Origin of the sequence: Limimaricola variabilis (assembly GCF_014195545.1) — a bacterium.
GTDB classification, from domain to species: domain Bacteria; phylum Pseudomonadota; class Alphaproteobacteria; order Rhodobacterales; family Rhodobacteraceae; genus Limimaricola; species Limimaricola variabilis.
Genome location: NZ_JACIBX010000019.1, coordinates 40,957 through 52,760, shown reverse-complemented (window position 1 = coordinate 52,760; position 11,804 = coordinate 40,957). Strand labels below are relative to the sequence as shown.

9 protein-coding genes are annotated in these 11,804 nt (G+C 61.5%); 3 read left to right on the top strand and 6 right to left on the bottom strand.

Annotated elements, in window-relative coordinates; genetic code table 11:
- Positions 1 to 503 precede the first annotated feature (503 nt).
- On the bottom strand, positions 504 to 725 hold the full coding sequence (locus FHS00_RS16625; protein ID WP_183475219.1) for a hypothetical protein: 222 nt from the start codon (positions 723 to 725) through the stop codon (positions 504 to 506).
- A gap of 89 nt (positions 726 to 814) precedes the next feature.
- Positions 815 to 1,738, bottom strand: coding sequence for a 4Fe-4S dicluster domain-containing protein (locus tag FHS00_RS16620; protein WP_343064615.1), 924 nt, complete (start codon positions 1,736 to 1,738; stop codon positions 815 to 817).
- A 586-nt stretch (positions 1,739 to 2,324) separates the two neighbouring features.
- Here FHS00_RS16620 and FHS00_RS16615 point away from each other — a divergent pair.
- Genes FHS00_RS16615 through FHS00_RS16605 form a run of 3 tightly spaced genes read left to right on the top strand, consistent with a single transcriptional unit; the run spans position 2,325 to position 6,246 of the window.
- Positions 2,325 to 3,110 carry a glycosyltransferase family protein gene (locus FHS00_RS16615; RefSeq protein WP_183475217.1) on the top strand — a complete coding sequence of 262 codons (786 nt, stop codon included), beginning with the start codon at positions 2,325 to 2,327 and terminating at the stop codon, positions 3,108 to 3,110.
- Positions 3,107 to 5,299, top strand: coding sequence for a DDE-type integrase/transposase/recombinase (locus FHS00_RS16610; protein ID WP_183475216.1), 2,193 nt, complete (start codon positions 3,107 to 3,109; stop codon positions 5,297 to 5,299). The genes FHS00_RS16615 and FHS00_RS16610 overlap by 4 nt, the downstream gene beginning before the upstream one ends.
- Positions 5,296 to 6,246 (top strand): ATP-binding protein, encoded by a 951-nt coding sequence (locus FHS00_RS16605; protein ID WP_183475215.1) that lies wholly within the window; start codon positions 5,296 to 5,298, stop codon positions 6,244 to 6,246. Before FHS00_RS16610 ends, FHS00_RS16605 begins: the two co-directional genes overlap by 4 nt.
- An 833-nt stretch (positions 6,247 to 7,079) precedes the next feature.
- Here FHS00_RS16605 and FHS00_RS16600 read toward each other — a convergent pair.
- From FHS00_RS16600 to FHS00_RS16585, 4 genes are all read right to left on the bottom strand, one after another.
- A complete protein-coding gene (locus FHS00_RS16600; RefSeq protein WP_183475214.1) occupies positions 7,080 to 7,865 on the bottom strand; it encodes an ion transporter in 786 nt (261 codons plus the stop codon).
- Positions 7,866 to 8,984: 1,119 nt separating this feature from the next.
- Positions 8,985 to 9,749, bottom strand: a complete 765-nt coding sequence (locus FHS00_RS16595) for an ABC transporter permease (RefSeq protein WP_183475213.1) — start codon at positions 9,747 to 9,749, stop codon at positions 8,985 to 8,987.
- On the bottom strand, positions 9,749 to 10,537 hold the full coding sequence (locus FHS00_RS16590; protein ID WP_183475212.1) for an ABC transporter ATP-binding protein: 789 nt from the start codon (positions 10,535 to 10,537) through the stop codon (positions 9,749 to 9,751). Before FHS00_RS16590 ends, FHS00_RS16595 begins: the two co-directional genes overlap by 1 nt.
- A gap of 53 nt (positions 10,538 to 10,590) precedes the next feature.
- Positions 10,591 to 11,598 carry an ABC transporter substrate-binding protein gene (locus FHS00_RS16585; protein WP_183475211.1) on the bottom strand — a complete coding sequence of 336 codons (1,008 nt, stop codon included), beginning with the start codon at positions 11,596 to 11,598 and terminating at the stop codon, positions 10,591 to 10,593.
- Positions 11,599 to 11,804: the final 206 nt, after the last annotated feature.

Below are 11,804 nucleotides of genomic sequence, written 5' to 3'. Positions count from 1 at the left end.
TCGGTCGTCAGCCAGAAAAGGTTGCTCATTGATCATGCTCCTCGGGGAGCCTGAATCACGCAGCCTCATCAAGATCAATGGGTCCTGAGCCTAGGCCTTGGTGAAGGGGCAGAGCATCCTCGCCGCGCAGCCGCTCCAAGACGATAAGGATCTTCTCCTCGGCCGAATTATGCTTCCGCGTGCGCCGACGGATGTCCTTCCCCAGCGCCACCGCCGCCGGTTTGGCTGTTCCGGGTTTCTGTCGCATTTCCACTCGTCGGTGGCTACGATTAGCCGGAAACCTTCGTTACAAAATCAACTCAGATGTCCCAGAGGCGCCGACGGGGGTTCGACGCGCTGGCGCTCGGAGCTGGGCTATATCAGCCCGATGGAGTTCGAGGCCCGCGCAATGCTACCTTAACTCGCTGTCCACGGGACCGGCAGCAGCCCACGATGGACCCCCACTGATGGGGCTATCGGCTTAGCCCGCTGTCACTTGCGCAAGAGCGGGTTGGAATGGGCGCTCAAGCGAGTTGTGTAGATTCCCTCCCCATTTCTCCTGCTTGCTCAAATGGCTCTGGGTGGATTGCTTCGTGTAGCGCGGCGTCGATGGCCTGAATAGAGAGCTGAATATCCGCGATCCGGGCCAGCCGAGTATCGTTGTGAACGTTCAGGCGATAGAGTTCGACGTTCCGGCGCTCTACGAGTTCCGCCCGCAAGGCCCGCAGTTCACTGGGGGTCTTCATGTCATCCTCCTCTTCCTGCTGGTTCTTCTGGAAGAACATAAGAAGGATGGAACCCCAAACAACGTCTCTCCCTTTCAGAGCGGAGTGTTTCAGGATTGGCTGGCTTCTCGACCGGCCCGCCGTGCCAGCTTTTCCGCGAGGTTCGGCCCCACGCCGGGCCGGGACCACGGACAGACCGCGATGCAGATCCCGCAGCCATGGTGCTCATTGAAGAATGGCAGGCACCTATCGAAGTCGACGTACCACTTGTGCGCGCCGCGCACCTGTTGCTTCTCCGGGTAGATCGCCTCGGGCGGGCAGGCGTCCTCGCAGATCCGACAACTCGCGCAGAAGGCATCGATGCCATGCTCGCGCGGCTGGGTGGGGGCGAAGGGTGCATCGGTCAGCACCGCCGAGAGCCGGAAGTTCGCGCCGAGATCGCGGTCGATGATCGAGCCGTGCTTGCCGAGTTCCCCGAAGCCGCAGGCTAGCGCGGGCGGGATGAGGGTGAAGTCGCCGGTCATCGGCCCGGTCACCGGCTCCGCGGCCCATCCCTCCCGGCGCAGCCAGCCTGCAACTTGCTTGGCGGCATGCGCGGCCCGTCCGTATTGCCGGATGACCTCGGCGCCCGCCTCGACTTCGGGCGCCTGGCTGAGCCGGGCGTAGTCGTGCCGCACCCCCAGCATGATCACCCGCGACTGCGGCACCGAGCGGCCCTCGTAGCACCACTCGGCTTGCATCTCGGCGACGCCGGTCTTCTCGCACAGGCCGGCTTCGACGAAGCTGTCGAGCAGGGCGGTCCAATCTTCAGGCGCGCGCGCGACCTGCTCGGTGCCGACCTTTGGCAACGGCGCTTCGAGGATCGCCTGCCGCGCGGCCCGTTCCGCCCGCAGCGCCGGTGCATCCGGCTGGACCGTGTAGAACCAACGCTGCATCTCGCCATGCGGGATCTGGTCCGGATCGGGGGCCCAGTAGACCAGGCGCGGCGGGTGCGGATTAGGATCATCCAACCCGTTGATGTCATTCCCCGACACGATGGGTCTTAGCGCCATCTGGACAGGGTCGGGCTGGTAGGGGCGATACGGATTGGGCTTCGGCATGGCTGGAGGTTAGCCGATCAGCGGCACGCTGCAAGCGGCCGTAGGCAAAGCGCGGGTTCACTCGAGAAGACCCTTCTTCCTGACGTAAGGTCATCTGAAAAATAGTCGCCGTGACCTCGGTCAGGGGGTGACGTCAGCCCCCGTGGAGGCAAGGCGCAGGAAGGTTTGCGAAAAATCATAATCCTCGATTTTTCGCATAATTTCAGGTGTTTACGAATCTACGGGGTGCTGCTTTAGGCCTCGCTGCCTCGAACATGTGGACAACCGGGAATCTCCGCTCGGGATTTTCACCCGGTTCGCTCATGTTGAAGGCAGACGAGGCAGTTGGAGATCTTGAGGAAGCCGTACCTGACCCACCGGGCCGCCACACAGCGGGCTTCGAACACGGCGTCAGGGCGCAGAGCAGGCAAAAAAAAGAGCGCGCCCCGAAGAGCGCGCGGAAGTCGAAGGCCGACTGCGGCCCTACCACATCGCGGACCGTAGACCCGAACACCGGGCACCCGCAACAACGCAGTCGGTCATGTCCATCGATCGCCCGGAGCCGTGGTTTCCGGGAGCGGAAGAAGTCATGAACCTCGAACACGACGAGTGGGCGTATTCGCCGCCCAAGTATAAGAGACAGACGGTTATCACCCTGGGCCCCGTGGAGGGCGTTCTGCCCTTCGCGGGTGTCCGGAGCCCGCTGTCGGCCAGCAGCTCGAGCCACCGGGTGACGCTGACCTACTGCGTGCCAGCCAACGACAACAAGCCGAGGATCGGCAAGTGCGAGAGCGCGGCCGAACTCGCCGTCGCGCAAGAGGCGCTGATGGACCCGCGCCTCTATGATCTGGAGTTCCAGCCTTGCAGTGTGTCGTTCCTGTTCGATGGGACCAAGCACGACCATACTTACGATCTCCGCCTGACAATGGTCTGTGGGGAGCGGCGGCTTGTCTTTGTCCGCAACCGGACCAGCCTGCAGAGGCCGAAGGAGCAAGCGAAGCTCAGGGCCCTCGTCGCCGCGACGCCCGAAAGCGAAGGGCACCGGGTGCTGGTCGTGGACGCTGACAGTTACTCTCGGCCCCGGCGCGACAACCTGCACCGGATGAAGATCGCATTCGACCAGGCTGAGCCCGAAGTCGACGAGATCGTCTTGGAGACGGCTGCTCGCCTTCGTACGCTTTGGCTCCTGCGTGACCTGATCGCCGCGGTCGACCTCGAGCCGTGCGTGGCCTTCCAGTCGATCCTTCGCCTGATCGGCCGCAGGCAGCTGCACACGAACCTCGATCACGTGATCTCCTACTACTCTCGCATCTGGTGGCCGGAATGAAGCGTGAGGCAACGTACCTTCTTCCGGAGAATGCTTCGGTCGTCTTGGAGAAGCAGCGGTACCTCATCGACAGCCGGTCTGAACGTGGCTCCGTCCTTGTCAGTTCGGCGGACCGCACGCGCATGTTCCTCCCGGGTAAGCAGCTCGACGAGTTGTTGAGGGATGGCGCCTGCGTGCTCGAGAACGAGCACGGCGAGGTTATGGCAGCCGGGATCGAGGATGACAGCTTCCGCTATCTCGCCCAGCTGTCCGACGAGGAGCGCAAGAATGTGCGTTTCCGCGCGGCCCTTTGCTACGCGATCCATGAGCTCGTCGGGCAAGGCCTGAAACTGTCGGAAGGTATCCTCAACAAGCCGCAGGTGCGGCAGGATATCTGCAAGCTCGCGGCAATGCACTTCGAGGGGAAGATCGCGATCTCCGCACTGCGTGGGGGGAGCATGACGCGTGTCTGGCCACTTCCCAAGGGGCGGACGCTGCTGAAGTACTACCGGCTCTTCGAGGCGGAGCACTTTGACCCGCTCGCTCTTCAGGACCGGCACAGGTGCAAGGGCAACCGTACCAGTCGCCTGGCCCCTGAGCTTCGGACGCTCATGACCGAGGCCAGCAAGGTCTGGCTCGATAAGCGCAAGCCTCCGATGGCCAAGGCCTACGAGAGGCTCATGGTCCTTCTTACAGCTGAAAACGCGTCCCGGAGGGGGAGGGGTGAAACTGAGCTGGCATTGCCGTCTCAGGCCTCCTTGCGAGCTCATATCGACAAGCACGTCTCGTCGATCGGGCAGCAGATTGCGCGCGAGGGTGAGCGGGCTGCCTACAACAAGCGGGGACCCGGTTCGACTGACATCCGGGCGCTGATGTTTGGGGAACTCGTCGAGATCGATGAATGCAAGCTTTCCATTCTCATTCCCATCCAGAAGGCGCCGCAGCCGGAAGAGGGGCATTCCAGCCACGGGGCGGCGCCCAAAGGCGCTGAGGAAGTGGTCACTAAGCGAGTGCATCTCCTCCTGATGATCGACGTTGCAACCAGGATGCCGCTGGCCTGGGTATTGACCGAGCAGCCCGGCACTGACGCGACCTTGGAGCTTCTGCGCATGGCCTTGCGCTCAAAGGAGAGGGAGAAGGTGAGGCATGGTTGCTTCCAAAGCCCCGCGCCTGCGGTCGGTATCGGCAAGGTCCGCAATGACAACGGGACGGGTCTGCGTAACCGCGAGGTAAAGGAGGCGATGGCGGGTCTCGGTATAATTTCGGTCGATACGCGCAGCTATCACAGTTCCGACCGGCCGTTCATTGAACGGCTGTTCGGCACGATCGAGAAGAGGTTGATTTCTGGCCTCACAGGCTACACCGGGAACGCCGCAGGCGCCCTGCCGGGCTACGATGCGGTCGAGAACGCGAAGCTCCCGCTAGATGCCCTCTACCAGATCCTGACCCACTACTTGGTCGATGTCTATTCGCACACGGCGCACCACGGTTTCGGAATGGACGGGCGCACGCCGTACCAGGCCATGCAGCGCGTTTTGAAAGAGACCGGCATGGTTAGGCCCCCTTCGATGAGAAGCCGGCGCATTCATCTCGGTGGAAAGGTCAGGGCCACCCCGACCGATGAGGGTATCAAGGCGTGCGGCCTTCCCTACCAGAGCCGCGAGTTCCAGCGTTTGCGGGACCTGTATCCGGGGAAATGGACTGTCTGTATCGACCCCGACCATATTCAGGCCGCGACTGTTCAGATTGAGGGCTATGTCAGGGTCGTTGAGGCGGACCTCACGGCAACCTACGTGGCAAGCCTGACCCTCGCGGAGTTCGTCGAGGCCATGGAGGAGCGCCGTCGCCAGGCTCCGCAGGATGCAGAGGTGTCTGAGTACCAGTTCGTCGAAGCACTCCGGGCCATCGAGAAACTCAATGCAACCTTCGAACCCAAACCCACCAAGGGCAGCTCCTTTTCGACCTTCGAAGAGCTCGAAGAAAGGGCCCAACGGGTCACGAGTGGCATTCATCTTGCCCCTTCCACCAAGCTGCTCGACGTCGTCGAACCGGGAGGGCTCATGGCCGACGATCCCGTTGGTGCGCTGCCGGTCGGAAGGGGGCTTCAGCCGGCGCTCGAGCCTGAAGAACCCCTCGAGGAGGAAACCGAGACCGCGCCTGCCTCAGCCAGCCGGCTCGGGCGGCCGGACACCAAGGGATTGCTGAAATGAGCTTCATCAATAGGAAGGCCCTGAATGCTGCCACGGACCTCTATAAATGGCGCTATGCCTTCGAGCGTGCGGATCGACTGCAAAGCGCTTTCGGGAACATCGCCACGGAGTATTGGGGCCGGGCAGCGACCGGGCGGCATTTCGAGGCTCGTGGCCTGCTGGTGACCGGGGCGTCGCGCGTCGGCAAGACCAGTGAAATCCGGTTGATGCTTTCCGAATTCAACGAAGCTAGAGAGGAAATGCCGTCTGGCAAGGTGGCGTCCGCGGTGTCCTGCATCCTCGACGGAAAAATGACTTGGAAAGACCTGGGCTTCAGGACGGCAGAGGCGCTTGGTTATCCTGTCCGGCAGCGTAGGATGACACAGAGCGAGATCTGGTCCCGTGTCACCTTCCAGGCAAAAGAGCAGGGCGTGGTCGCCATCCATTTCGATGAGTGCCAACACATCTTTCCACCCAAGCCGGACCAGACCACCCGGGCGCTGCTTGATAGCTTCAAGTCTCTGATGAAGAGCACCGACTGGCCGCTCATGTTGATCCTGAGCGGTGTCGATGAGTTGGCTGGGCATGTGCGGCAGGAAGAACAGCTCGCTCGCCTGTTGAGGCCGATTCACTTCCAGAACATCCAGCTTCCAAGCGATATGGGCGAGCTGAACCGGATTTGTTTCACCTATTGCGACGCAGCCGGTTTGGATTTCGAGGATCTCGCGACCGAAGAGTTTCTTCGCCGCTTGGCTTTCGCCTGCGCCGATCGGTGGGGACTGGTCATCGAATTGCTGATCGACGCTTGCCAGCGGGCCCGAGCGGAGGGCGGAGATTGTATCGAAGAAAGGCATTTCAGTGCCGCTTTTGCGGATCGCAGCGGGATGAAGGCGGACTATACGCCGTTCAATGTCCCAAGCTACGAGAGCAAATTCATTATGGATAAGATCTTGTTCGGAGTGGAGTAAGGTTCTCCGCAAATCCGATTGGCGGCCTCAAGGAATCTATTACGATAGTATGAGTTGAGCCGGAAGGAAACGCCGGCCCCTCTCAAGTCGAACTGGCACCGAAGCCTTGCATTTCGATCGTCGTGTCGATACGTGTCCTGCGAAATAGAGTGTCGAGATAAACATTGCCGCCTCCCTAAAAGGGATATTGCCGATATTTCGAAGGGCGCGATCTTCTAGGCGGAAGGATCACGCGCGTGCGCTGTGACAGAGCTATCGTCGCGCGTCCGAAATTATTAAAATTCCCCTAAACTTTATGAATTGACCCCGGTCGCCTTGCCTGGGATCGGCTCGCTGTTCGGGCTCGTGCTCACACGTGTGCAGCACGGACCGCGAGGGTTTTGCTGTGCTCCGAACCTCGCAAGCTATTGCTTCCAGTTTGTAAACTTATGATTTCGGCTCAAGGGGCTCCTGGCGTATGTCGTTGTTATTGTTTGATAAATGTAGGGCGCAGGGCAGAATTACCTATTCGATTCGCACTCTTATGCCGTACTGGCACAGTGCCTGGGTGAGCCGACAGCCATATCGTGGCCATTTGCCCGACCAGATGACCATTGTGGCAAGCAAATAATGACCTTCGAGCCTCAACGAGTGTATCGAATCCAATTGGCGGCGAGTGGCAGAAGAAAAAGCGCTGTTCTTTAGCGAAGGCTTCCCGGATCAAAGCAAATGATCCGGGAAGCACATTCCAAGTGCTTAGCCCACCGTAGGCAGTAGCAGCTTCGACATGGTGGATCTGGTTGCCTGTGCCTGTGCCTGTGCCTGTGCCTGTGCCTGTCGCAGTATGTATGGGATCACTTGTGGTGCGATCCGCCTTCTGAGAGCCGCCGCTCGATGGCATCCAGGCGCTTGAGAACCTCGTCCCGGTAGTCCTCCGTAGCAGCATTGGACTCCTGCGCGTGTGCATCCTGCATGCTGTTCACGATGAGGCCGACCACGAGGTTCACGACGGCGAAGGTCGTTACCAGAATGAAGGGCACGAAAAACATCCAGGCGTAGGGATAGGTCTCCATAACCGGGCGGACGATGCCCATGGACCAGCTCTCGAGCGTCATGATCTGAAACAGCGAGTAGGCGGAATGTGGGATGGTCTCGAACCACTCGGGGAACGCATTCCCGAAGAGCTTGGTCGCCATGACCGCCGCAATGTAGAAGATCAGCGCCATCAACAGGAAAACCGAAGCCATTCCCGGGAGCGCAGACACGAAGCCGTCGACGACCCGGCGCAGGGTCGGGGCCACAGAGATGATCCTGAGTAGCCGCAGGATACGCAGGGCCCGGAGCACCGAGAGACCTTGGGTGACTGGCACCAGAGCGATGGCGACAATGGCAAAGTCAAAGATGTTCCAGCCCGACCGAAAGAACGAGACGCCACGCGCGAAGATCTTTAGCATGATCTCGACCACGAAGATCGACAGGCAGAGGACGTCGAGAAAGACGATGAGCGGCCCAGCCACGGCCATCGCGGCATCGGATGTCTCGAGCCCGAGGACCACGGCGTTAAAGAGCACAACAGCGGTGATGAAATTTCGCGTCACCGGACGATCAAGCGTATCAGCGATTCTCTGCCGGATCGACATGCTTAACTCCATTCGAGGACTGGCGCCTCTATGCAAACGGGCGCGGAGAGACACAAGTCAGGGGCACGCGCGGCAGGCCGGCCGCGACATCGTGGCACGGATTGCCGCGCTTCAAGGTCGTTTTCGAGCGATTGCCGAGCGCCACGCCACGGTCCGTCTGACCATGATGGCGCCCAGCGTCGGACCGATCACGGCACTGGCCGTGGTGGCGGCCTTCGATGACACCTCCCTCTTTTGCCGATCCTGTGGTGGACCGAGCTGTCCTCGGCCATCGCCGACGGGCTTGTCTTGGCCACGGCGCTAACGCTTTTGATGATGCCCGCGATGCTGATACCGGGCGAGAAGAGGGGCCGGTGACACTTACCCGCGAACAATTAGGGCAGTGCTGCTTCCAAGCTCTCCTCGAGGCTCCCGGCGCAATAGAGAGACACGATCAGTAACCAGTTCTACTGGGCAAGGTGAGCGGCACAAACAACGCGAAGCTGACCTTCGCTATGCGTAGCACGGAGGTCGGCTAAGGACCGGGAATAGACCCCGTCATTCCGGGCGGATTACGAACATTCGCTGTGTCACACCGGAGCGGCAGATCTGCGAACGGAGTTGTCGCAATTGGATCTGAACCGGATGCCCGATCTTGTGGAGGACCGATGTTCACGCGCCGATTCAGATCAAGTCGTTATAAAAGCGGCGCACCAGTAGGATCACTGCCAGCGACATCGCAGCATGGTTCGTCGAAGAGGGTCGAGAGGTAATACCACCCCAAGCCGATGACCTTCAGTTAGGTGAAGTCGGTCTGCCCGAGATGGTCGGGTCGGGTCTTGTCGCTACCCTCTGGCTATTACGATGCGCCAGTAACCCTCCGTTGCAAAATCAACTCATATGTCTCGTAGGACTGACGGGGGCAAACCGGTGTCGAGCGCCGAGATTCCTGCCTACTGACGGGTGCTAAGTTGAAGAATCTCGCGGCTCGGCGCCTTGTAGGGAAGTGGGTCTTCTTTGCTTTCTGCGCAGGTGCCTGCCAAGCGATCAGCCATAGGAGGTAGAACCGGAAGTGGCGAAACGCGGCCGTATGGTGAAAGATGGCGGGCAACCTAAACCAAGAAAGAACCCGGTGCGAATCTATGTCGCCTGCCGTTCCGCCCAGCCTGCGAAGGTCCGCTCCAGCGCAACCACGGCGTAGTAGAGCGCGATGCCAAGCACCGCCAGTGCAATCAGCACCGCGAACATCAGCGGGTAATTGGAATTGGTTTGGCCGGAGAGGAAAAGCGCACCGAGGCCACGCCCGTGGGGTGAAACAATCTCGACGAGGTTGGTGCCGATGAAGGCCAGCGTCACCGAGACCTTCAGCGCCCCAAAGAACTCGGGCAGCGTCTTGGGCAGGGCGATTTTGCGGAAGATGGTGAAGCGGCTCGCGCCGAGCGAACGCAGGATGTCGCGGTATTCCGGCTCGAGCGTCGACAGGCCGATGCCGACCGAGACCGCGATTGGGAAGAAGGAGATCAGGAAGGCCATCATCACGGTGTTGAAGTCGTGCTGGCCGATGAACAGGAGCGCCAGAACCGGCACCAACGTCGCCTTAGGGATGGCGTTGAACCCCACGAGGAGCGGGTAGAGCGCGTCGCGCATGATGCGCGAGAAGCCCATGATCATGCCGAGCAGAAGCCCGAACACTACCGCCAGTGCCAGCCCCGCCACGGTGCGCCACAGCGTCTGCCACGCGCCGATCAAGAACAGCTCCCAGAACCGCGCATAGGCCGCCGGCAGATCCGAGGGCGAGGCCATCACATAGTCGGGCCAGCCGTTGATCCGCACCAGCGTCTCCCAGACTGCGAGGAAGGCCGCGATGGCCAGCACTGGCACGGCGATCTTGCGCAAGGTCTCCATCACGCGGCCTCCGGGTTGCGACCTTGGGCGATCTTGATCTGGTCGCGTAGCACGTGAAGCATGGCCGCCGCTTTTTGAGTGTAGAGCACGTCGATGGTCCGGTCCTGCGGCAGGTCCACGCTCAGGATGTGCTGCGTGCGCGCCGGCCGGCCGGACAGCACCACCACTTGGTCGCCCAGAAAGACGCTCTCGCGCAGGTCGTGGGTGATCAACACGGCGGTAAAGGGCTCCTTGGCGCGCAGGTCGCGCATGGTCTGCCACAGGTCTTCGCGGGTGAAGTTGTCAAGCGCACCGAAGGGCTCGTCCATAATTAGCACATCGGGCTTATGGACGATGGCGCGGCAGAGCGAGGCACGCTGGCGCATGCCGCCCGACAGTTCGGACGGGCGCTTGGCCTCGAAGCCCGCAAGTCCGACCATCTCCAGAAGCGCCTCGGCCCGCGCGATGCGGTCGCGGCGCGGCATCGACGGCGCCACGATCTCCAGGGGCAGGATCACGTTGTCGAGAATCGAGCGCCATTCGAGCAGCACCGGGTTCTGGAACGCCATTCCCACTGTCTTGCGTGGGCTCGTCACCTTCTGCCCATCGAGCCAGACCTCGCCAGCATCGGGCTTCATCAGCCCCGCCACCAGCCGCGTAAGGGTGGATTTTCCGCACCCAGAAGGGCCGACCACCGCGCAGAACTCGCCCTCGGGCACCGAGATGTCGAGCCCGTCGAGCACCGGCAGCGGGCCCGACTTTGTTTTGTAGGCGTGCCTCACGCCAGAAATTTCAATGATGTTCTTCATTCTTCGCGCCGCATCGACCGGGGCCAGGCGCGGGCCCGGCACCGGTCCCCCCGTCACTTGAGCATCAGTACGTCGCCCTCGGGCAGGTAGCTGTCGTCGAAGAAAGTGGCTGCATCGGGCTCATTCTGGAACTCGTAAACCGTCTTGGTCTGCTCGATCGCCCGCGCGAAGCGCTCGGGGTCGATGTTGCCCATACCGTTCTCGCGCACGTGATCGGTCAGCACATTGTCGTCAATCGCCAGTTGCAGGCGGCGCTTCTCGAGATCGGCGTCGGCGGCGGGGTTGCGCTTCAGCAGCGCCTTGACCGCGGTGTCGGGATCGTCGATCGCGGCCTGCCAGCCCTGCGCGATGGCGGTCAGGAAGCCGGTTATCGCCTCGGGGTTGGCTTCGGCGAAGTCGGTGTTGACGATGATGGCGTTGCCGTAGAGGTCGACGCCGTGATCGGCCATCAGGATGACCGAGATGTCGTCCTCGGGCACGCCGAGCCGGATCAGGTTGAGCGTCGAGGAAAAGGAGAAGCCGGTCACGGCGTCCACCTCGCCCTGTGCCAGCATTGGCTCGCGCGTCGGGAAGCCCACCGGTTCGACGGTGATCGCGTCGATGTCGATGCCGTTCTCGGCGGCGAAGATCGGGAACTGCGCCCAGGCCCCGTCGGGCGGCGGCGCGCCGAGCACGCGACCCTCGAGATCGGCGGGCGCGGACACGCCTTGGCTGACACGGCCGACCACCGCGAAGGGCGGCTTGTCGTAGACCATCATCACCGCCGTGACTGGGGCGCCGGGGTTCTGGTCGAGAAACCGCATTACCGAGTTGATGTCGGCGAAGCCCACCGGGAAGGCGCCGGTCGCGACCTTGGGGATTGCGTCGAGCGAGCCTGCCCCTTCAGTGATGGTCACGTCGAGGCCCTGCGCCTCGAACAGGCCCGCATCGATCGCGTGGGTGTAGGGTGCGGCTGGACCTTCGAACTTCCAGTCGAGCGCAAAGGACATTTCCGTCTGCGCGGAGGCGGTACCTGCCGCAATTGCGACGGCACCGGCGAAAAGGACGTATTTTGGTATCATGTTCTTTCCCTGCTGGAGCGCTTCTTGTCCAACGGCGCGTCGGCGAGAACCAGTCCTCCGGGCCGATTGGTACAGGGATATCCGACCCGACTGCAAAAAGTGAATGTTTTTTGTGCAGTAGCCCGCCAAAAATGCCGAAATTCGGCTGGCTCGATGTCACGGAAGGGGTGACAGATCTATTCCGTCGCCGCACTGATCCGAAGATC